The organism is Ferruginibacter sp. (genome assembly GCF_049840995.1).
Classification (GTDB): domain Bacteria; phylum Bacteroidota; class Bacteroidia; order Chitinophagales; family Chitinophagaceae; genus Ferruginibacter.
On sequence record NZ_JASGIP010000006.1, the window covers coordinates 271,413 to 296,117 of the forward strand.

A 24,705-nucleotide genomic window follows, 5' to 3' on the forward strand; every position below is an offset into this window, starting at 1 on the left:
GATATGAGAAAAAATCTTTGATATATTTTTTTTTGTTCACTGCAAAGCCGGTATTATTTAAGGATGAGTAAAGTTACTGATTACAGTAATTTTCACCCGGTTAATAAAGTTAATTCCGCACCACTACTGGCCTTACGTTCTTAATATCCACCACACTGTTCAGGTACACTTCAATATTGCTATACCCGCTCTTGGTGATCTTTACTGCATCGCTGGCATCATGCGGATTCAGCTTGTTTTTCACTTCATATTCATCCGGCATACCATCATTATCACTGTCTTTATAAGGGTTGCCTTTATATGCAGGATAACCGCCTACCTGGCTGATATCCGAAATGATACCGTCTTTATAAGAATCTGCCGGCAAACGGCGTTTTACATACTTTGCTACGTAAGGCACTGCATCGGGGCTGTAAGTGATCTTGCCCGTCTTTACTTCTTCCACGATCCTTTTATCCACCGCATCACGTACCGGTAAAGTAGCCCCAGCATTGCTCAGTACATAAGCATAAGCGTCTTTTGCATCAATGATAGCTACCGGAGCCATTGGAAATGGTTGATCCACTTTTATCTGGTCGGTAAATTTTCCTGCATCGGGCCCATCCTGTACCTGTACACCACCTGCCCAGTTATCGTTGGTTACTTTTTCGTTGCCTTCTACAATATTACCATGCACATAGGCTTGACCAAATACCAATGTATCCTTATGCGATCTGCCGGATTCAGGTTTTAAAATACGGTAACTGATCGGTTTATCTTTTGGTGTGATGGGCCCGGGCTTATAATAGTTGTTGATAAAATTGAAAAATGATTTATCATCACCACCATCCGCACTACGGTTCCACCAGTTGAAAACAACATTATTGGCAAAACCAAAATCACCATCCATTCCTATCGACGGGCTTCTTGCTACATTATTGGCCCAGAGGTTACGCATAAAAGTACTGTTCCTTCCACCGATCGTACTTCCGAATGCATGGTTATAAGTATCCAGTCCTTCAGAAAAAATGGAATTTTGTATCGTAACATTTACGGTAGGTAATTTCTCCCCTTTGCCATCACTCTTCCGGTCGTATACATGGCGGTAGATGGACATATTCTCATCCAATCCCCAGCTGCCTGACACATGATCGATGATGATATTGCCTACAGGGTTACCACCCAGGCCATCATCTCTTCTCGTAACTTCTGTTTGCCCACGGCGGAAACGCATGAAGCGGATAATAACATCATGTGTGTCTATCAATACAGATTCGCCTGCTACACAAACTCCATCGCCCGGTGCTGTTTGCCCCGCAATGGTAATATACGGTGCCCTTATATTGATCGGGCTTTTTAAACGAATGATACCTGCCACATTGAAAACAATGATCCTTGCACCGCCCTGTTCGCATGCTTCCCGCAATGTACCCGGTCCACGATCTTCTAAACTTGTAACCACGTATACCTTACCCCCACGGCCACCCGAAGTATAAGCGCCACCACCTTCTGCACCCGGGAACGCAGGAATTTTTGCCTGCGGCAGGTCCGAAGATTTGGAAGCCCATGGCACAAACGGTTTGCCATTTTTTTCATCCGCTTCAATAATGGGCAATGCTTTTTTCCACGCTTCGTCGGAAATATCCTGGAAGCGTTTCATTTCTTTATTGGCAGAATCTTCCATTGCCGGTGGAATGGTGGGATATTGCGCCGCAGCATGCTGCACCGAAGCAAGCAATATGCCTGTAAGAATGTATGACGAAATTATTTTCACTTTTATTTTTTTATTGCAGCTGGTGTTACATTTTTAATATCCACCACGCTGTTCAGGTATAATTCAATATTGCTGTAGCCACTTTTAGTGATCTTTCCTGCATCGGCTGCATCATTTGGATTTAATCCATGTGCAGTTTCCCATGTATCAGGTATACCATCATTATCACTGTCTTTATACGCATTGCCTTTGTAATCGGGATAACCACCTACCTGTATTGGATCGGTAATGATGCCCTGCTTGTAAGAATCGATCGGCATACGGCGGTGCTTGAATTGTGTTTCAGGTAATTTTACATTGGGATCAAATTCGATCTTGCCGGTTGTAACCTGTTTTACAATTCTTGTATCTACTGCATCTCTTTTAGGTAATGTAGCGCCGGCATTGGCCAATACATATTTTCTTGCATCTGTTGCGCTGATGATGGTGAGCTGTGGCATCGGCAATGGCTTAGGCCATTTGATATTTGCTGTATAGGCACCGGCATTTTCTTCTTCCTCCACCTGTACGCCGCCATTCCAGTTATCTTTTGTGATGGCAGGATATCCTTCCATGATATTACCGTTCACATAAGCACGACCATAAAATTTTTCTTTCAGTTTGCTTCGGCCACTTTCAGGTTTCAATATGCGGTGACCCACATTATTTTTTGGTGTGGCCGGACCAGGTTGAAAATAGTTATTGATGATGTTGAACTGCGCCCTGTAATCGCCCCCATCTATTGAACGATGCACCCAGTTAAATACAACGTTATTGGCAAAATTAAAAATACCATTCCAGCCTACAGATGGATTGCGGCCTGCATTGTTGGCCCAGAGGTTACGTACAAATGCACAGTTCTCCCCACCCAATGTACTACCGAATGCATGGTTCCATGTATCGAGTGATTCACCAAAGATTGAATTCTGTATGGTGATATTTACCGTAGGAAATTTATCTTCTATCTTACCGGTACTGTCATTATACATGTGTCGGTACATGCTCATGTTCTCATCCAGTCCCCAGCTGGCACTTACATGATCGATCATGATATTGCCGATAGGATTACCGCCTATTGCATCATCCCTTCTGCCCACCCATGTTTCACCACGGCGGAAACGCATAAAGCGGATGATCACATCATGTGTGTTGATCCACACGGTTTCGCCGGCGATACAAACACCATCGCCTGGCGCCGTCTGCCCTTCAATAGTAATATAAGGCGCCCTGATAATTAACGGAGATTTTAAACGTATGATACCTGCTACATTAAAAACAATAATTCTTGCACCACCCTGCTCGCAGGCATAGCGCAAACTTCCGGGGCCATCATCATTTAGATTAGTTACTACAATTGTTTTTCCGCCACGTCCGCCAAATGAAAATTTACCACCACCTTCTGCACCGGGAAAAGCAGGAATATCCGACTGCGGTAATTCATCCACTCTTGAAGCCCATGGAATAAATGGTTTTCCTTCTTTGGCTTCTTTTTCAATGATGGGTAATGCTACCAGCCATGCTGAATCAGAATGTTTGTTAGCCGCCGCGATCAACGAATCGGAAGATTTTTTTACATCGGCAGGGATATCGGGATATTGTGCATTTGCAGATGCGACAATATTTAAAACAACAACCGCACAGAATAATTTTTTAAAGACACTTTTTCATTATGATGATTATTTGAATACTATTAGACGACAGTTGTTAAAAATATTGTTGGTTATTTCTTACTATTTTGATGTACAATTTCTTTATTTTTTTGATAAAAAAAGAGAAAGCGAATAACTCTCTCTTTTCCCATTTAAAATTCAATGACCACTAAACTTAACTGCTGTATTCCGATGCCCCATTCAAACAAAACTTCCCATTTATTGATCCAAACTTTTGGTTTTTCATTTCAAATTCCGGGAAAAACAGGGGCCCAATATATACAGGTATATGTTGTATGTATTGGGCCCGGGTTAGTGTAAATCTTATTCAGTTGGATTGAATGTACCGGCAACGCCGCTATAATCATTCCAGCCAATATTTTGTTTTAACCATGGATTGCTGCTTAATGGAGAAGCTGCAAGACCTGACAGGTAATAGTTAGGACGGAAAAGTATTCCACCTAAATTTATCAGGTCGGTGCTATTCACCCTGTCAAGCCCCTGGTCTAATTTTGTCATCACCAATTTATTTTTATAGACAGTTTTCAAACTTGCGATCTGTGTTGCAAAGTTTGCAGCATCCGGATCTACCAGGATGTTCCTGTCTGCCGCAGTTAATGGATCTGCACCATAGGTCAAAGACTGCCAGTAATATCCATTGCGTACAGAGCCGTTCAATGGTTTAACACCGAGTTTTGTTACAGAATTACCGCTGTTTGCGTCATCTGCATACAACATCCAGCGTTGTACATCCCAAAAACGTTTTCCTTCATACGCCAGTTCCACACGGCGTTCGTATAAGCAGGCTTCCAGCGCTGCATATTTATTTGCTAATGTTCCAATACCATAATTATTGGCAGAAGGGATACCTACACGTGCACGTACTTTACCAAGATAAACAGTTGCATTGGCAATATCACCTTTAGCAGCATAGCATTCTGCAATATTCAATAACAGTTCTGCATAGCGGTATTCAAAAATGCTGGTGTTAGAGTAAGCATATCCTACTGCACTATCCGCATTCGGGTTCGACATTTTTGATACGATAGCCGGGCTGGTGGTTTGGTTATTACCATAGTAAGTAACAGTACCTGTAGCGCTTGCCCTCCACCTGTACAACCAGGTAGATTTATTGGCATTTGATTTAATAGGCCATTTAGAACCTGAGAATACAAAGGTGCGGTAGAAACGTGGATCCCTGTTCTCAAAGAAGAAGGTATCTACATATCCATTGGCCGGCAGCGGACGGGCTCCGCTTGCCAGTGGGAACAGGTCTAACATTTCTTTAGTTGCAGAAAGACCACCGGTGCCTTTATAATCAACCGGCCTTAATGAGTTTTCCCAAGTATTGTTATACCCTGCAGATGTTGTAGAAGTAACATTGAACAGGAACACCATAATAGCTTCCTTATTGAAAGTGGTATTACCGGTTGCATAGGTCATAGCTCCCCAGTCTTTAGCGCTGCTGCCATACAAACCGTAACCTGCTGTGGTCAATTTGGTTTCTGCGTCTAGCCCTGCCTGTAAGGCAGCCTGCCATTTGGCGCTACCCTGGTTATCCCAGTCTTTATTATACAAAGGACTTGCAGCTGTCAATAATACACGGCTCTTCATAGCCAGTGCAGCAGCTCCGGTCATCCTGCCATAATTCGTGGTTGGGTTATCCCATATCATCGGAAGCAAGGCCGCAGCAGAATCCAGGTCTTTTACGATCTGGGTAAAGCATTCAGATGCTTTGGCACGTGGCAACTGGATGGTTTCATCTGTAGTGCTTGCATTTTGTACAGTTGTTACAATGGGCACACCACCATATACCCTTACCAGGTCAAAGTATTGTAAAGCTCTTAAAAAATACATCTGCCCTTTTGCAGTCTGACGGAATGCAGCGGATAAATTAGCCGCAATAGGCTGATCCATTTTTGCTATCACGTCATTTGCAAAGCGGATACGTGTGTATGGATAGTTCTGTACACTGGATGCAGTAACACCATAATAAGTATCAGCATCAGTAGCCAGCTGTAAAGTTTTGGTTGGATCAAGATAATTGATGATAGTACCGCCACCCAGTTCTTCTGTCATATACGACCTGTTGGTATTGTACAATCCAACCACCTGTTTCAACGGGCTGTTGTAGGTTACAAAATAATAGTTGTACAACCTGTCGATATATTGACCGGCGAGTGTTTCGTTTGCATATACTGCATCCTCACCATATTGGTTATACGGCTTCGTATCCTCCAAGAAGTCTTTACTGCACCCGGTGGCTGCAAGCAGCGTTATTGAAGTAATGAGATATAATATTTTATTTTTCATATAGTTTTTTTATTGTAATAAGATTATACAGTTTTTAGAATCCTACGTTAAGGCCGATCGCCCAGGTTCGCATTGTTGGATAAGCCGCTTTAGGATCATCATACATATTGCGGTATTTGTTGGGATAAGGATTATACAGATCCCACAGGTTGTTTCCTGAAAGATAGATCCTTGCACTTTCGAATTTTGCTTTTTTAACCCATGCTGTAGGTACTGTATAACCAATACTCAGGTTACGCACCACCATCCTGAAAGATGGTAACAGGAAGAAATCTGAATTGGTACCACCGAAGTTATCGTAGTAAGCCAGGTTAGGATATTTTCCGTTAGGATTGCTTGCTGAATCGTACATATCAGTCAGGTAAATTGGCTGAGACCATGTAGCACTTGTACTTGAAGTAGCTTGTTTTACATAATCCAGGTAGTTTGCACCGCCCCATGATGTAGCGATCTGTGCCAGCATGGTGATACCTTTATAACCAAAGCTCAGGTTGGTTGTAAAACCATAGGTCCTGTTTGATTTTTTCAACTTCACATAATCTTCACTTGCTGCGATCCTGCCATTAGCACCTGCGATAGATTTAGTATTTGCATTCAGGTCTCCTGCCACATCTTCATATACCAGCATACCTTTTTTAAGACCTGATTTTGTAGTAACACCCAGGAAGTTTGGTGTAGCACCGGATACACCTGAGTTAGCTGCATTCTGGGTTAAGTAATTCCAGTAGTTATCAATATCAGCATCGGTACGCAACATACCATCGCCGGCTGAAGTTTGTTTCCATGTTCTGAAGCCCCATACCGGTGCAAGCAGGGTATTACCCAATGCTCTCCTGGTAGTGCTGGTAGATGGATAAGTGAAAGGCAGATCAAAATAAGTGGTTGTTTTATAATTGCTGAAGCCGGTATTTACGCCTACAGAATAAGTGAAATCTTTACCGATCTTATCTCTCCAGGTAAGTGATATTTCTGTACCCCACTCCTTTACAGCTGAATAGTTTTGTTCAGCAAACGCACCACCAACACTAATTGGAGAAAGTAATGCGCTTGACATATCGGTCAGCATGTTAGTGTGTGTATTGAAATATTGATCAAATGAAACAGAAAGACGGTTCTTTAAGAAAGACACATCAAAACCCATATTTCTCTGCAGATCCTGGTCCCACTCAACATTGCGGTTAGGCGTAACACCTGGTGTAAGACCAGTAGTGTACAGACCACCGTTGCTGCCGAAACCAAAACCTTTATCGGTTGCTGCTGTATATAACTGTAACCATTTCCATGCAGTGATGTTGTTGTTACCTGTTTTACCAACGTTAGCTCTTAATTTCAGGTAATTAACCCATGGAACATTAAAGAATTTTTCGTCAGAAATTATCCAGCCTGCAGAAAGTGCAGGGAAGAAACCCCAGTAGTTTTCAGGAGCAAATACGGTTGACGCATCTGAACGGAAAACAAATTGCAGGAAGTACCTGTTCTTATAATTATAACTCACCCTACCCAGGTAAGATAAAGAACCACCTGCATAACGGTAAGTGATGGTGTTACCCGTATTCAATGTACCTGCAGATACTGAAGTTCCGTTATAGATATCCGCAGTTGGGTTATCATATATCTGGTACCTGTCTTCCAGCATATTGGTAGCTTTTTCTACAGAAGCCATTGCAGATATGCTGTGTTCACCAAACTGGTGATAGTAACTAACAAAGAAGTTGGTCTGTTCGTTCTTTGAAGTAGTGTTATCATAAGTAACCCTGGTATTTGATTTGTTGGTAGTTGCTACCCAGTCAGCAGCGGCTGTTTCAGAATACAAGTGTTTACCCACTGCATTGATCTTGCTTGCCTGGTACAACAGTTGCGGGAACATATTTGCTTCTGTGTTAGTAGCAGCCTGGGATAAGCCGTAGTTCAATTTAAATGATAAACCTTTTACAAAAGGCACATCATATTGTAATGTAAAAGCTGCATTGTAGTTGAAGTTCTTGTTAGTAGAAATAGATCCGTTATTCAACAATGCATAGTAATTATAGTTACTCAATGAGTTGTTACCGGAAGCACTTCCCACCCTGTTTGAACCCAGTGCTGGAGAAATATACCTGTCTACACCATTGATATTATATACCCATGGAATGTATTTAGGCATGTGTAATAAAACGCTGTAATCGTTCTGTTCACCACCCACTGCATAACCATCACTGAAGTTGATCTTAGTAAATGATTTTGCAACATTGGTATTAGATGCAGCAAGTGTAGCTGAAAAACGCAGGCCACTTAATAACTTCACATCAGTACCGGCCCTGTAGGTCCAGCGTTTAAAATTTTGCGTACCTAAGTTAGCGCCTTGTGTATAATAAGAAGCACCGGTAAAATAAGTAGCCCTTTCAGAACCGCCACTTACTTCCAGTGAATGCTGCATTACATTGGCCGCTCTCCAGTCGTTGCCTAACCAGTCGTAATTTAAAGAATCCATGCTAGCCAGTTCAGCAGCAGAATACTGGTAATCCACACTCTGTCCCAATGCTCTCTGGAATATGTTAGAGAATTCGCCATACTGCCTTGCATTCATTACTTTACCATGGCTTACAGCGTTATTGGTTTCAAATTTTGCACTGTAGCTGATGCGTGGGGCACCTGCTTTACCTCTTTTGGTTTTTACGATGATAGCTCCCTGCGATCCACGTGCACCATAAATGGCAGCAGCAGCATCACGTACTACAGTGATACTTTCTACCTCAGATAGATCCAATTGATTGAACCTGTCCAAAGAAGACCAGCCAGTTTGCGGATCAACCTGTATCACATCATCTATCACGATCAGCGGTATCACGTTACCATTATCTTTACCCCAGTTAAACTGCTGACGTATATTCAATGATGCCATCAGGCCGGGCCTTGTAGCACCACCGGTCACGTTCAATCCCGGTACCTGTCCTCTCAACATTTCTGTGATGGAAGCAACCGGGAGGTTTTCAATTTTTTTGGTGTCAACAGTAGTAATAGCACCGGTAATGGCCCTCGTTTTTTGCGTACCATAACCTACTACCACCACATCTTCCATTTGCTTGGTATCTTTTTGCAGGGTGATTGCAAAAGTGGTTTTGGTACCCACTATGATCTCCTGGTAAAGAAAAGTGGCGCTTGAAATTTTAAGCACCGATTGATTGGCAGGAACAGAGATAGAAAAATTACCGCTTGCATCTGTAACAGTAGTAACGGTAGTTCCTTTAATGCCAATATTAACCCCCTGCAATGGTTTACCATCAGCATCCGTTACCTTACCGGTAACAGTTTTTTGCTGTGCAAATAATATGCAGCTGAGCAGTAAGGAAAATTGAAGGAGCAATGCCTTCTTTAAGATTTGCTTTATCATATAGCGTTGGTTTTGAAAAATTATAACAGTTTTTATAGCTTAGTTCTGGTTTTGCTTGGCCTCTTTTGCTGCAGCTATTCTTTTAGCCCATTCCTCACCTTCTTTTTTCATATCATAACCGGCAGCAGATAAATAATTATTGATCCGTCCTTTATACTTTCCAAACACAGCATGTTTCTTATCGCTCGAATCCTTCATCCATTGCCAGTTCCCTTGCTTCTACCAGCCATGCATACATCTGGTCTTTTTGTTCTTTGGTAAGATGTTGCAGCATGTCCAGGTAAGCCGTCCAGGTAACAGGAAGGATATTATAGGTCATGCCATCTTTTATTTTTACGATCTGGTCTTCAGACAAATGCTCTTTTAATTGAGCGATAAAATTTGCATGCAGCTGCTTCAGTGCGGCAGATTTTTTATTTTCTTCTTCTTTTACTGCGGCATCGGTCTCTTCTTTCGACAGGCCTTTTGCTTTAATGCCTGTTACTACAGCCTTGCTTTTATCCTGTATATCATTCAGGTTAAAATATTGATCTGCTAATTGTTGTTGTACTTTTTTATATACTGCTGCATCGGTAAGATTCAATGTATTAACGATCTTGGCAGTACGTTCTGCTATCACTCTTTGATAAGCAGTATCGGTTGCAGATTGTGCATGAGTATTAATGCCCCAGAATAATAAGGCGATGAACGAAAGGAAACGCATATTTAAAAAACCGGAATGAATGATGGAAGAAAAAGACAAAACAGGCTGAATATCACCTGCAAACAAACCATTCTCATTAACAAGCCTGAACCTTTTCATGAAGTGCATTTTAATCGTTAGACAAATGAGCGGGTAGAACTATCATTTATCAGACTAAAGGTACAGGTACCCTATAGGCACAACAATGTAAGGTTTTGCTAAAATGATGTAAGATTTTACTATTTGGGGAAAATAAATAATTGCTTTTCAAGGGGCAAAAACGTTCTCAATCAGCTATTTTCAGCCGGATGCTGGCAGCAGGTAAACCGGCACTGCGAACGGTTAATGTACTATTTCCCTTTTTTGCACCTGTTTTTATGATAGCCAGGGCCATACCTTTCCAGGCAGTTCGTTTTGTACTGCCAAAAGAAACCGTATCAGCCTCATATCCATTATCGGTGGCAGCAATGCCTGCGTTGCCTGCAATGGAAAATTGCAGCAGATTTTGTGCACCGGGTACAATATTGCCTTTACTGTCCACTATCGTTGCAGTGATGAATGCAAGATCATCACTATTGGCTTTCAACACATTCTTATCCGTACCCAATACGATCTTTGCAGGCGCTCCTGCTGTTTGTATTTGTTTTACCAAAACAGTTGCTCCATTTTTTTTAGCAACAGCTTTTACGATACCTGGTTCATAAGGCACCCGCCACATTACATGCAATGCCTCACCTGTTTTTTTTCTGCTGCCCAGTGATCGGCCGTTTAAGAACAATTCCACTTCATCGGCATTATTGTAATAAGCCCATACATCCACGGTGTCGCCTTTATTCCAGTTCCAGTGCGGAAAAATATGTAGTACAGGTTTTGTAGTCCATTCACTTTGATACATATAGTACACATCTTTTGGAAAACCAGCCAGGTCGATGATGCCATAGTAACTGCTGCGTGCAGGCCATTGATAAGGCACAGGCTCTCCAATAAAATCAAAACCGCTCCATACAAAAGTACCTGCAATAAAATCGCGTTTTTTTACAGCGGCCCATGCTTTTTCATGCGTATTACCCCAGTAAGCATAGGTATTATCATAAGCTGCACAGGTAAGATCTTTATTGGCTTTAAAAGTATCCTGCACTTTGTAATTGGGTGGCCATATACGATCCGTATCCGAAGTAAATTGATAAACACCCCTGGTTGCCAACCCTGATACCGTTTCGGATGCGATCAATTTCTGTCCGGCAAAACGCTGGGGCAAACTGTCGTAATCATAATCCTTGTAATTAAAACCCAGCACATCCAGCGCATTGGATTGTGCAATAAAATTCTTTGCAAAAACAGTTTCCGTCATAGCCGAAGTAACAGGTCTTGTTGGATCATTTGCTTTAACAATGCTTACCAGTTCTTTGGTAAAGTTTACCGCGGCAGAATCAAACTGTTCTCTTATCTCGTTACCAATGCTCCACATAAAAACAGAAGGGTGATTCCGGTCTCTTTGCACCATATCTGCAAGATCTGTTGCATACCATGCTTTAAAATCTTTGCTGTAATCAAACTTGTTTTTCTTTTTATTCCACATATCAAACGCTTCGTCCATCACTAAAAAACCCATTTCATCACAAAGGTCTAAAAACTGTGGCGCCGGCGGATTGTGTGCGGTGCGGATGGCATTGCAACCCATTGCCTTCAACAATTGTAATTGCCGCTTCGCTGCTGCAATATTGAACGCAGCCCCTAAAGCGCCTAAATCGTGGTGCATACAAACACCTTTAATTTTATAGTGCTGTTCATTCAGAAAAAAGCCTTTATCGGTTTTAAACTCCGTGCTCCTGAACCCGATCGAAGTGGTTACTTCATCCACCATTTTATTTTCAAAATATATTTTTGCAATTGCTTTGTACAGGTAAGGATTTTCCGGCGACCACAAAATTGGTTTGGGCACTCCCCACAATCCATCTGTTCTGTCAAACCTGATTAGGCTGCCCCAGCCGGTATCTGCACGCACGGTATATTTACAGCTGTTCAGCAGCTGGCCGTTTGCATCTTTTATAAGGAATTCAATTTGTACCTTTTCATTTTTATGAGAAAAATTACTGATAGCGATCGTACCCATATGCACATCACCATAGATAACCCCGGTATCTGCATATTCATATTTTTTCCATTGCCCGTGTTCGGGAGTAAATAAACCAGTAGTGTAAAAAGGTAACTGTTCAAAAGATATTACATTCCTGCAGGTCAATCGCACATCCCTGTAAATACCACTGCCACTGTACCACCTGGAATTGGGTTGTTGCGAATTGTCTACTTTAACCACAATTACATTTTTCTCATTACCGGGTCTTAAATACCTGGTAAGATCATAACTGAAAGAAATATATCCATAAGGCCGCTTACCGAGATAATGTCCATTGATCCACACTTCACTGTTCCTGTATACACCATCAAACTCAATGCTTACATTTTTATTTTGATCAGCAGCGGGCAGCGTAAACGTTTTACGGTACCAGCCAATGCCACCGGGCAATGCACCACCCTGGTTAGTAGCAGGATGCTCCTTCGAAAAATTGCCTTCAATACTCCAGTCGTGCGGTAAATTCAGTGAGCGCCATTTGGTATCATCATAGTTACTATTTACGGCAAGACTATCATTACCTAAATTGAATTTCCAGTCTTTATTAAAGTTAATGGTAGCACGTTGCGCCTGCAGCAGTTGAGTGAGCAGGATGAGGGCTATAAGAAGGTATTTTTTCATTTCGAATTTCGTTGTTACAAAAGCACAAGTCGTGCCTACAGCACGCTGTTACCTTTTATAGTTTGTTGTTACCAACAATTTGTACCTACGGTACAGAAAGACCAGTTTTCCTTGTTACCACAAATGATGCACAGCAGGTTTTATATATTGTTCATATACTTCCTGCACCGCCTTCAACTGCTCTTGCATTAAAGCAGGTATATCCATTGCACTGAGATTGGAATCCACCTGGTTTACAGTAGATGCTCCGGGAATAATGCAGCTCACTGCATCAAACTGCAGTATCCACTTTAATGCAATGGGTGCTAAATTGGTTTGTCCCGGGAATATTTTTTTAAGCGCTTCCACAGCAGCAATCCCTTTTTCATATTCAATACCGGAAAAAGTTTCGCCTTTATCAAATGCTTCGCCATTGCGGTTGAACTGGCGGTGATCGCCGGATGCAAAATCTGTGGATGCAGAAAATTTTCCGGTAAGCAACCCGCTGGCCAATGGCACCCGTACAATGATGCCGACATTTTTCTTCTTTGCTTCATTGAAAAATAATTGCGCCGGTCTTTGACGGAACATATTGAAGATGATCTGCACCGTTGTTACATTATCATATTCAATGGCCTTCAAAGCTTCTTCTACTTTTTCAACGCTCACACCCAGGTGTTGTATCTTTCCTTCCTGTTTTAATTTATCAAACAGTTCAAAAATTTCGGGGCGGTAATACACCGCTGTAGGCGGGCAATGCAATTGAATAAGATCAAGGGTTTCCAATTGCATATTGGCAAGACTGTTCTCTACAAATTTTCTTAACGCTTCAACCGTGTATCCTTCGTTCACATGCGGCTGTATCTGCCGGCCACATTTGGTAGCCACATAAATTTTTTCTTTGCGGTTTTTCACCAACCTGCCGACAGCTTTTTCACTTAGTCCATCACCATACACATCGGCCGTGTCAATAAAATTGATGCCGCTGTCAATAGCCTTATTCAATATCTCATCTGCATTATTATCGCTGAAAGCAGCGCCCCATTTGCCGCCTACCTGCCAGGTTCCTAAACTGATGGCGGAAATGTTGAATCCCGTTTTTCCTAATGTTCTGAATTGCATAGTTATTTTATTTTGACATGGTCAGACGAGGCGTCAGACCATGTTTATGATAACTTTCAAGGTCTGACGCCCACGTCTGACCTTGTTACTGAATATCCAAACCTGAAACACCCACACCAACCGCATCATCTGCAATCATCCCACAAGGTCTGACGCCCACGTCTGACCTTGTTGCTGAATGTCCAAACCTGGAATACCCACACCAACCGCATCATCCACAAAAATCCTCACAAGGTCTGACGCCCACGTCTGACCTTGTTACTGAATATCCAAACCCGAAACACCCACACCAACCGCATCATCTGCAACAATCCTGATCACATAATTCCCCGCATTGATCATCGATCCACTATTAGTAGCAATATAATTCCACTTGCCTGGTTTAGAAGGCGTAAAAATAATTTTTTCGCTCTTCATAACCGTACCGTCTGCCATAATTATTTGCAGGGTACCGTTTAAATTTTTCTCCGCAGGATTCGCATAACGGATGTTCAGGGAATAAATATCTGCGGCACCGATATTGATATTCCAGTCGATGGAAGTTTTATTTTGCTTAAATGTGATCGTTTCCTTTTCATTAACGGTCGATCTTACAAATCCATCGCCATTCAATTTTGCTTTATCAGGACGATAAGAAGCCGTTGGTTTAAGATCGTAAGCAGGCTGCATATTATTTACCGCCTGCATGCAAACGAGCACATGCTCATTGACGGAAAAAGATTTCTTTTCAGTATCTGCAAACCGTTTTGAATATACCCGGTACCTCGTGCCTCCATTTTGATCTGTTACAATATAATTTTTTTTATCTGTAAAACCTTCCAATAATAACTTGTCCTCATATCCATCTTCTATGCCAATAAACAATTCCGTTTTCCCTTCAGAAACATAGGACAGTTCTTTTACAGCTTTCAGCGAATCCAGTTGCACCCAGTAAGCGCCAAACAATTCCGGGGGTAATGAATTGAACTGAATATCGTTATGCGCAAAAACGGCATCACCGATATCCAGCCATGCATTCATTTCAGCGCCTCTTTTAACATCTATTTTAATTCCCTCGTGATTTATTTCAGCGATCGCGATTGCTGAAATGAGACTTTCGCCTGCTTTACCCGGTGGAAAGTCAATATTCAATATGCCGTCCTTCACCTGTACTTCAACAGTTTTTTTCAATACGGTATTATTACCTGCTTCATGCCATATATCAAGGTCTTTAATAACCACCTTATTATTTATTGTCACATCAAACAAACGCATTCCTGCAGCATCAACAGTTCCGCCAACACCCAGCCAGGGCTCAATAAAATATAACTCTACCAGGTAATCCCCATTCTTTACTTTAAAGTTGTACCTGAGCTTTTTTCCATAACGAAAAGATTGAAACAGCTTCCAGTCCTTCGTTCCTTTTACCGGTGTAAAAACCCTTCGCTGGTTAGCAAAATTCTTTGGCACCTCCGGAAAATCATTTCCCCACGACTGGAGATTTTCTATATCCGGCCACCATTGATTCCCATGCTCGTCAAAATAAATACCACCACCGCAATTCAACCTGTACATATAATTATAAGAAGCAGAAGTTCCCTCAACGGGTTTTGTAACCGGTTTTGTGCCTGTATATAATTTATCAAAGCCCGGGGCCTGCGGTAAATGAAATAAGGTGAGCGTATCTCTTGCCACCGCTTTACCATCTATATATCCAACAGCATACAAAACATTGTATTTTATATCCGCTTTATCCCATTGAAAATGCGTACCGATGCCATTTCTTTTTCTTTTACCCAGTGAAGCATTATCAATATCATTAAACAGTTCCACTTCATCACAATTGGAATACACAATGATGCTGTCTTTGATCCCCGGCCGCATCCAGCGGTTGGGCCATGTATGCGAAACAATATAGACCATCGGGTCTTTTTTACCCGGCACATAATTACTGCGGAACATGTAATAAGCATCGGTGGGTTCTTCCCAGGGCGTCAGCAAACCTTTATAGTTCACCGGGCCAACCCTGTCCAGTTCCCGCAAACCTTCGCCGCCCTGTGCCCTGCCCGGGTTATCGTGCGAAGTAAGCAACCAGAAGAACTGGCCCGCAACACTGTCTCTAACGCTTTCGGCTAAACGAATTTTTTGTTCTATCAGCAAGGTCATCCGGTCTTCGCTTACAGGGCCGTTTTGCACAAATCCACCTTCGGTATGCAGGTCTAATGTACGCCAGGCGCCATATTCACCCACTAATACCTGTTTCTTCAGATCATTGCCATAAGTACCCGGATTACCACCATAAGTGCCCGTCCAGTTCTGCGGCACATCCCAGTCAGTACCTTCGCCGCCATTACAGGTGGTGATCAAGCGTTGTGATGATGCAGTAGGATCGAGCGAGCGGATGATGGCAGTACATTCCGCGGCAAAATCTTTGGGTAGTTTGCTTTCATTCTGCAATCCCCATAATATCACTGCAGGGTCATTCCTTCTTTCTATTACCCATTCCCTCAGCAGCGTTTTAAAATTTTCGCGGAATGCTTTTGTATCATACCAGATATGTGCAGAAAATTGTGTCCACCACAGTATCCCTTTTTCATCGCACAATTTTCCATATAATAAATTATGCGGCTGATGTGCATCTCTGAAAGCGTTAAAGCCCGCCGATTGTATCCATTTCATTCTCGCAACGATCTCTTCATTGCTGAACGCATGGCTTCCCCCCAGCAAATGTTCATATTCAGCTATACCGTTTATAAAAACCGGTTTATCGTTCAATAAAAACTGGTGCGACGCCGTTTTCCAGTTGATAGTTCTAAAGCCGAAATCTGTTTCCGCTTTATCAACGATCAGGTTATTTTCTTTAATGAGTGAAATAATTTTATAGAGATAAGGATTACCCACGCTCCATAAGTTGGGGTTTGTTACAACAATTTCATTTTGTAAAACAGTAATGGAATCTTTTATTTTTAGTTCTTGTTGCATGGCAACTTCTTTCACAAGTTTTCCCGTTGCATCAATCAATTGCTGTACAATTGTAAGTTTTCTATTTTGCTGCGAATAATTCTTTATCGTTGTGTTGACAGATAAAATGGCGTTATTATTTTTTATCTCAGCCCATGCATGAACACCAAATGGTTCTATACGTACATCATTGGTTACAATTAAATGCACCGCACGAAAAATGCCCATCGGCTGTGAACCTTCCGAAAAACCTCTTTCATCACTGCAGCCGCCGCAAACCCAGGGCAGGTCTTTAATATTTGCAGGATGTTTGGCTTCCACTAAAATTTCATTATAAGTGCCATTGGTTTTTAATATCTCGGTTACATCAATAGTGAATGTTGTTCTTCCTCCTGCATGTTCACCAACCAGTACGTCATTCACATATACTTTTGCATAAGAACCTACGCCTTCGAAAAATAAAAAATTTCTGCGCTTTTTATTCGGCTGCACTATCCGTAACATTTTTCTGTACCAGACAGTGCCGTGCTCGTTACCATGTAATAATCTCCTGTAACCTCCATAGGTATCCTTGTTATCGGGCAAATCTACCGGCGACCAATAGTAGTTACCGAGATCGTATGGAAATTTTTTCAATGGCTGTGTTGGCGTAGTTGTATGCCAATCTTCGTTAAGCAAAATATCTTCGCGGATATTTTGTTGTGCATGTATTGATGAGCAGAAAAAGAAAAGTACAAGTGTGGGTATCACACAAAGACGCAAAGAAGCAAACAAGCAAAGTTGGCGAAATGTATTTCTTTGCACCTTTGCCGCTTTGCGTGAAAAAAATTCGTTATAATTTATTAAGCGCCTCATCAAATGTATAAACCCCGTTTTTAACTGTTACCAGATTTTTCTCTTTACCTCTATATCGCAACAACAATGGCATCCCCGCTTTTGATGTTACTTTAAGTTTTTCAAGCTGACCGTTCTTCCATTTCATATTCATCACAAAGCCTCCTCTTGCGCAAATACCTTTTACTTCTCCATTTGCAAATGCTGCAGGCAATGCAGGTAAGATATCAATGTACTGTGTATGCGATTGCAGCAGCATTTCGCCAATACCTGCAGCGCCACCAAAATTCCCATCTATCTGGAATGGTGGATGAGCATCAAACAGGTTGGGATAACTACCGGCTCCTGTTGTTACCGGGCTCAGCAACATTTTTATCATGGTATACGTATGCTCCGCATCTTTAAACCTCGCCCAGCAATTGATCTTCCAGGCAAGGCTCCAACCGGTGGCCTCATCGCCGCGGAACAATAAAGATTGCTTCGCTGCATTCATCATTTCCGGCGTGGCATCGTAATTAATTTCACTGCCCGGATACATGCCCCATAAATGAGAGATATGCCGGTGTTTATCATTACGGTCATCTACATCATTCATCCATTCCTGCAACTGACCATATTTGCCAATCTTATTGGGCGCTATCTGTTTGGTTTTTTCTTTTAAAGTATTACTCAGATCAGCATCCGTATTTAAAAGCGCCGCTGCAGCTATTACATTACTGAATAGATTCCGGATGATCTGGTGATCCATCGTGGGTCCGGCAACCAACCCACCATGCTCGGGCGAATTACCGGGCGCACTGATCAAATAACCTGTTACAGGATCCTTCACTAAAAAACTATTAAAGAACAATGCAGCTTCCTTCATAACAGGATAAGCTTTGTTCTTTAAAAAAACTTTATCCTGCGTAAATAAATAATGTTCCCACAAATGCAAACACAACCAGGCTCCGCCGGTTACCCAGATGCCATGATTGGCAGCATTGATCGGCGCCGTGCCTCTCCATTCGTCTGTATTATGATGCAATACCCAACCCGGTGCATTGTAATGATCTTTAGCCGTCTGCTTTCCTGTTACAGATAATTCTTCGATCATTTTGAACAATGGCTCTGTCATAGGCGACATATTCAATAACTCTGCAGGCCAGTAATTCATTTCCAGGTTGATATTTGTGGTGTATTTACTACCCCATGGTGGATTGGTAAGATCATTCCAGATGCCCTGCAGGTTAGCAGGGCCTGTTCCCGGCCTTGATGAAGAGATGAGCAGGTATCTTCCATACTGAACATACAAAGCCGCAAATGCAGGATCACCACCATTCGTGAAATTATTCAACCGCAGATCTGTTGGCAAAGAACTGTTCTTATCTTCTCCTAACTGAATAGAAAAAGTGCTGAACCATTTTTTATATTCATTGATATGGGCCGTTTTTAATTGACTGTATGTTTTTCCTTTAACTGATTGCAATGCCGCAATGCATGGCTTTGCAGCATCGGCAGTAACATCGTGATAATTTTTAAACGTGGTACCGGCAGTTAAATAGACCGTAGCTTCGTCGGCATTGCTTACCTGCAATTTTCCATTATCGATTTTTAAACTGCCGCCTTTCAAGACTACCTGCAGGTAGCTTTTCCCCTGCAATACGCCTGTTCTAACTTTTACAGAAAGTACGAGGGTATTGTCGTCCAGTTTTACAACGCTGTAATTCCGGTGAGGGCTGCTCAACAATGCACTGAAACTCAGGCTGGCTTTTTTACTGGCTGTAAGACCGATCACCAATGCCTGGTTGGGCGCTGATACAAAATATTCTCTTTTATAATCCACTCCATTCAGTGAATAGGATGTTGCAGCCACAGCATTGGCAATATCGAGTTCTCTTTTATAATTCGTGTATCCATTGCTGTTATCAAACTGCAGGTACAGGTCACCAAAGGGCTGATAGTCGGCCTGGTAAGCGCCTACCAGTGGAGGATCATCATCCACCACGGTATATTTCCATTGCCCGTTCAGCGAAATTTTTGTTTTTTCATTTCCTGCAGGATAAATACCGATATGATTAGCCGTATCCTTGTATCCATAAATACCGCCTTTATTAGAAAAATTCAACACCAGTATGGCTACAGTATTCGTGCCCTTGTGTAAGATATTTTTTGCTACTGTATACTTTCTTCCTTCCGTATTTTGTTGGCTGCCTACCAACTGCCCATTTATAAAACTGTAATCATTATCCCTGATACGGTTAAAATCTGCTACCATATCCGTGGCTTCCCAGTTATCCGGTAATACAAAACTTGTTCTTAACCACACTGCACCATCCAATCCTTCAAAACCTACCGTTTCCCAGCCATCCCAACTGGGTACAGTCATGGTTTTCCATTTGCTGTCATCAAAATTTTCAGCTGCATACTTTTTTTCTGCTGTTACCTTATTGATCCAGCTTGTTTTTTCAGCTTCAAAACTTTTCAGCCCCATAAATTCTTTTTCACCCAGCGCTTCTGCTTCTTTCTGTTTACCGGCAAAAAGCAAGTGGCGGATGCTGTCCAGATATTTATAGGCGCCCGGCCTGCTATAACTCCTCGGCCCTCCCGACCATAATGTTGCTTCATTGAACTGGATGCGGTCACTCTCTACTCCTCCAAATAACATGGCGCCGATACGGCCATTGCCAACCGGCAATGCTTCCGTCCATTTCATGGCTGGTTGTTGGTACCATAATTTTAATTGCTGCGCCCGACAAATGTTTGCAACCACCAATATTAAAATGGCAATCCAATATTTTTTTTTGTTCATCATCATTGTAATACTGTTACGTTGTATTATGTTCTGCACAAACACCAAACGTTCCTACGGAACGAAAACCCACCCACACTCCATCGTTCTACCCATGAATCGTCCCTACGGGACGGGATGCATTCGGAAAGGAAGTTATTATGACTTTGTACCTTGCATTTCCAAAAAATCAATCTAAAATCTAAAATCTAAAATCTAAAATCTAAAATCTAAAATCACCTCTTCACCTCATCTCCCCAAACCACCATCGCATCTCCCAATTCATTATTCATTAATTTCACATTCTTCGTATCCGTCCCGTTGATCAATGCAAATTGTCTGGTGCCTGCAAAAGGCCAGCAATTGCGTATCAACACTTCCTGCACATTATTCAGTTTTATCAACGGCGCATCGGCAATGGGCTTTGCAGCGGTCACGCCATCAATATCCAGCCGTTGCGTTTTTTCTGCCTGTACAGCGCTGCCGCTTTTGGTGTTTACTCTTACATTATGCAATTCAATGTCTCTCGCATTTTTGATCGTGATGCCCGTCTCTGCTTCAAATACGATATCGTTCAGGCTTATTTCCTGCACCGGCATTTCATCCAGCCCATTAATATACATTGCCTGCTTCGTGTATGCGGTAATGTTACTTAACCGTATATTCCTGAATACAGGCGTACGCTCACTTACCGGTTCTGGAGGCACTTTACTGTATTGCATATCCAGTACTATTGCCTGTAGTTTAATATTTTTCATTACAATATTATCCACACGGATATCTTCTACCACATTACCACGGCCACGGGTTGTTTTGATACGGATCCCTCTGTCGGTACCATCAAATACACAATTGCTGATCACGATCTTTTTTACGCCACCACTCATTTCGCTGCCGATCACCACACCGCCATGTCCGTTCAGCATGGTACAATTGGTAATGGTATAATTTTCAGCCGGTGCATTCTTTAACCTGCCCGGCAGGTCTTTACCTGATTTGATCGTAATGCAATCATCACCCACACTGATATGACAATTAGATACATGCACATATTTACAAGACTCTGCATTCACTCCGTCTGTATTGGGAGAAAGCGGGTTGTCAATGGTCACTCCATTCACAGTAATATTCTCACAAAATTCAGGATTGATCGTCCAGAAAGGAGAATTGGTGATGGTGATACCTTCTATCAGCACATTTTTACAATACATCGGTTGAATAAATGGCGGACGCAGAAACCCTCTTTTCATCTGGGCAGAATCATCCGTCAGCAGTATGTTTTTATTAGCGGCATCAAATGCCAGCTGCCACTTATTCCTGGGTTGGTCTTTTGGAAAATTCAAAACATAGTTCCACCATTTTTGGCCATGTCCGTTTATTTTTCCTCTTCCCCTGATCGTAATATTCTCTGCTTTGTAAGCATAGAACAAAGGGGAAAAACTATACACATCCACCCCTTCATAGCGGCTTTCCACCATCGGCAGGTAATCATCATAATCATCACTGAAATGCAGTTCCGCGCCGGCATCTATAAAAATGGTGATATTACTTTTTAAATGGATCGGCCCGGTCAGGTATTTTCCAGCAGGGAAATACACGGTACCACCGCCTGCTTTAGAGGCTGCATCGATAGCTTTTTTTATAGCGGCTGTTGCCTTGGCACTGCTGTCTTTTTTGGCTCCGAATTTTGTTACGTCGTAAAATTGTTGTGCATGGGATGCTGTGTAAAAACAGGCGGACAGTAAAACGATCATCCATCTTTTCATCATGTATATCTTTTTATTAAGTAAGTTTTTACCACAAAGACACGATGCCTCCAAGAAACACAAAGTAGCATGTAACTTTGTGACGCTTTTCAATCTTAGTGCCTTGGTGGTTATTCAAATAACCAATCTATTTCTTTTTTAGCACCGCTTTCGGTCAATCCTGCATCGTACAATGGTATAGCCTGTTCCCCATCTACAAATCCCAATATCAAACAAATGCCTTTGGGTAATTGCAGCGTATTATTGCCTGCAGCAAAGCTATAGCTGTGTACATTCACTGGTGGCATTCCTTTTACTACCAGGGCATTGGCAATTTTAATTTCAGCCTGCCCGTAATCATTGGCACTGGCATTGGTTTCCAGTTCGGGCGCTTTTAAAAAAGTGGTATCCTTTGAAAAAGCCGCTTTAACCGGGTTAAAATAGCCCACTAAAAGTTTTACCGGCTTACTGTTAGTAAACTGGACAGTAGTGCCATTTTTCAATTGTTGCTGGAAAGACCATTGCAGCCCCTGCAGATTTTTCAATTCTTTTGCTGCGGCCGCGATCACCAAAGCAGAATCTGCAAATGGTTGCGACAAACTATCAATACCATACCATTTATTGCTGTTATTCAATATCTGTACCGTAGCTTTTGATAAAACATTTTGCTGCGCAGCAATTTTTACCGGTGCTTTTTTCAAAGAATCGATCTTATGCTTAAAATGCTGCAACTCATTTTCAAAGGGCACTAATACTTCTGCCCATGTTTTAAAAGTACCGTTGGAACCGCGGATAGGGATTTTTCGCTGCTGCGTTTGCATACTGTTAGCGTACAGGTAAGTCCCTTTGGTTAGATCAACCAACACTTTGTAATCTGTCACACTTTTTTCCAATAATGGCAATGCTTTTTCAAGATCTTTTACATCATCAGAATATTTGTAACGCAGTATACCAAGCGCAGCCATTGCTTTTTCAGCATAATGATAAGCGAGCGCTTTATAGCAAAGCATATCATTTTTTATCCTGGCAAATTCTTCTTTGTTTTTAGTGATGCCTTTTTCTGCATCTGTAATGGCTTTTACAGCTTTATCACCATGCGCCTCCACTTCATTGATGATCTGCACCGGCGTTTCTCCAATATGTTTTTCCTGCTTCCATTCTTTTTCTGCGTATTGTATCAGCATTTCACCTTCGGGACTTTCTGCATCATACAATAAAGTAAATAATCCATAGCGGTAAGGATTGATGAGCTGCGTCATCAGCATACCTAAAGTTAATGTTTGCCGGTTGCCATCCGTGATACCAAAGCGACGTAATAATTTGGGCGCTATTTCTCCACTTTGTTCATAAGCTTCCAGTATTTTTTTTCCATCCGCATTACTGCAACCAAATTTTGTTGCGAGGGCATTGGCCCAGTAATTGATCTCATCTGCACGGTTTCGTTGCGCCGTCCATGCATAACGGCTCCATGCCTTATACCATATCCAGTCTCTTTCAATTTGTAATAAACGTTTTCCTTTTACACTATCAGCGCTGTAAGGCCAATCCCAGTAAGATGCCTGCGGATATAAATGCAAACCGTTACCGCCCATCACTTCGTGCATACCAATAACACTTTGCTGTATAAAATCCGGCGAACCATAACGGAATGGTTCCAGGTTGGCCATAATATGTACGTTCTCTATCTGTACACTGCCCAGGTGCGCTAATGTTTGATGCAGCTTTGCCCATTCCCCTCTTGGTCTCGGATCGGTCAATGCTTCACCATTGAATTTTGCTTCAGTATATAGATTCTTATAAATAGGCAATGTAGCTTCCATCACGGAAGGGGCATCGGTATCGTGTGCACGAAGAACGATCGGTGGCTCTTCACTTTTACCCAATACTTTTAATCCATCCTGCACACCAGGTATAATGGTTTTGGTAAACCATTCAATATCATCCTTACCCGTTCCTTCCATTGCTTCGCCCAGGCAAACCATCAGGCCGACGTTCGGATATTTTTCTACAAATGCTGCAATGGATTTCCTCGTATAATCTGCTATTATCGGAACAATATGCCGTTCCCGATCTTGTGTTTTAATGTGATTGTATTCCGCAAATGGTTTGGATACAATAATATTATAGAACATCTGTATCACCCAGATGCCCCGTTTATCCGCTTCCGTGGTAATAAAGTGATAGATCTCCTCGTTCTTCTTAAAAGTAGCATCATCCACTTCTACCGCATAAGGGTAATCTTTTAATTTTACCAATGATGCAAAGGGATGCCCGTTCCAGAGATATAAAGAATTCATCCGGTTCTCCACCATTGAATCCAGCACCTGCAGCCACAATTTTTTATCGTAGAACCAGGGAAAAGTTTCAGGTGTATAAGGATATTCATATACATTTCTGCCGGGGAGATACGTTGATTTTTGCAGGCCGATGCATTGGCCACGTAACACCATTTCCGGCGCTTGTGTAATATTAAGATCTTTTGGATACGCTTTTAACTTTTTCAGCTGATCGGCAAATTCAAGGCAACCGTACATCAAACCAGTCATATCACTGCCTTTGATATAAGTTTTATTCCCCTTAGTAGTAATAGAAAAACCTTCTTTCTTTCCCGGTTGAAGATCGTAGTAAATGCTATGATCTTTTTTCGACAGTCCCAGTTTTTTTTCTACCGCAGCTATTCTGTCCATCCCAAATACTACTCTTGGTGGCGTAACCATATCGCCAAAACCAACCTGTCCCCAAACAAGTTGATTCAAAAAAAGAAATACTATGAAGATATATTTATTCATTATTAATTACCTGTAAAACCTATTCTTA

At 41.9% G+C, this 24,705-nt stretch carries 12 protein-coding genes; all 12 read right to left on the minus strand.

Annotation, left to right across the window (positions count from 1 at the left end; genetic code table 11):
• Positions 1-109: 109 nt before the first annotated feature.
• The 12 genes from QM738_RS16410 to QM738_RS16465 all read right to left on the minus strand — a co-directional run bounded on the left by QM738_RS16410 (position 110) and on the right by QM738_RS16465 (position 24,677).
• A complete protein-coding gene (locus QM738_RS16410; RefSeq protein ID WP_462278198.1) occupies positions 110-1,744 on the minus strand; it encodes a pectate lyase family protein in 1,635 nt (544 codons plus the stop codon).
• 11 nt (positions 1,745-1,755) lie between these two features.
• Positions 1,756-3,285 carry a polysaccharide lyase gene (locus QM738_RS16415; RefSeq protein ID WP_462277814.1) on the minus strand — a complete coding sequence of 510 codons (1,530 nt, stop codon included), beginning with the start codon at positions 3,283-3,285 and terminating at the stop codon, positions 1,756-1,758.
• Positions 3,286-3,705: 420 nt separating this feature from the next.
• Positions 3,706-5,694 carry a RagB/SusD family nutrient uptake outer membrane protein gene (locus tag QM738_RS16420; protein WP_462277815.1) on the minus strand — a complete coding sequence of 663 codons (1,989 nt, stop codon included), beginning with the start codon at positions 5,692-5,694 and terminating at the stop codon, positions 3,706-3,708.
• 34 nt (positions 5,695-5,728) lie between these two features.
• Positions 5,729-9,064: a SusC/RagA family TonB-linked outer membrane protein gene (locus tag QM738_RS16425; RefSeq protein ID WP_462277816.1), complete on the minus strand. Its 3,336-nt coding sequence runs from the start codon at positions 9,062-9,064 to the stop codon at positions 5,729-5,731.
• A 39-nt stretch (positions 9,065-9,103) separates the two neighbouring features.
• Positions 9,104-9,262, minus strand: coding sequence for a DUF3826 domain-containing protein (locus QM738_RS16430; RefSeq protein WP_462277817.1), 159 nt, complete (start codon positions 9,260-9,262; stop codon positions 9,104-9,106).
• A complete protein-coding gene (locus QM738_RS16435; RefSeq protein ID WP_462277818.1) occupies positions 9,243-9,866 on the minus strand; it encodes a DUF3826 domain-containing protein in 624 nt (207 codons plus the stop codon). The genes QM738_RS16430 and QM738_RS16435 overlap by 20 nt, the downstream gene beginning before the upstream one ends.
• 166 nt (positions 9,867-10,032) lie before the next feature.
• Entirely contained in the window at positions 10,033-12,501 is a 2,469-nt protein-coding gene (locus QM738_RS16440) for a sugar-binding domain-containing protein (RefSeq protein ID WP_462277819.1), read from the minus strand.
• 114 nt (positions 12,502-12,615) lie between these two features.
• Complete coding sequence (locus QM738_RS16445; protein ID WP_462277820.1) at positions 12,616-13,602, minus strand: aldo/keto reductase; 987 nt, start codon at positions 13,600-13,602, stop codon at positions 12,616-12,618.
• A 258-nt stretch (positions 13,603-13,860) separates the two neighbouring features.
• Positions 13,861-17,220 (minus strand): malectin domain-containing carbohydrate-binding protein, encoded by a 3,360-nt coding sequence (locus QM738_RS16450; RefSeq protein WP_462277821.1) that lies wholly within the window; start codon positions 17,218-17,220, stop codon positions 13,861-13,863.
• Between the two features lie 154 nt (positions 17,221-17,374).
• Entirely contained in the window at positions 17,375-20,170 is a 2,796-nt protein-coding gene (locus QM738_RS16455) for a glycoside hydrolase family 95 protein (protein ID WP_462277822.1), read from the minus strand.
• A gap of 209 nt (positions 20,171-20,379) precedes the next feature.
• On the minus strand, positions 20,380-21,912 hold the full coding sequence (locus QM738_RS16460) for a glycoside hydrolase family 28 protein (protein WP_462277823.1): 1,533 nt from the start codon (positions 21,910-21,912) through the stop codon (positions 20,380-20,382).
• A gap of 107 nt (positions 21,913-22,019) precedes the next feature.
• A complete protein-coding gene (locus QM738_RS16465; protein ID WP_462277824.1) occupies positions 22,020-24,677 on the minus strand; it encodes an alpha-d-galacturonidase in 2,658 nt (885 codons plus the stop codon).
• Between the last annotated feature and the right edge of the window lie 28 nt (positions 24,678-24,705).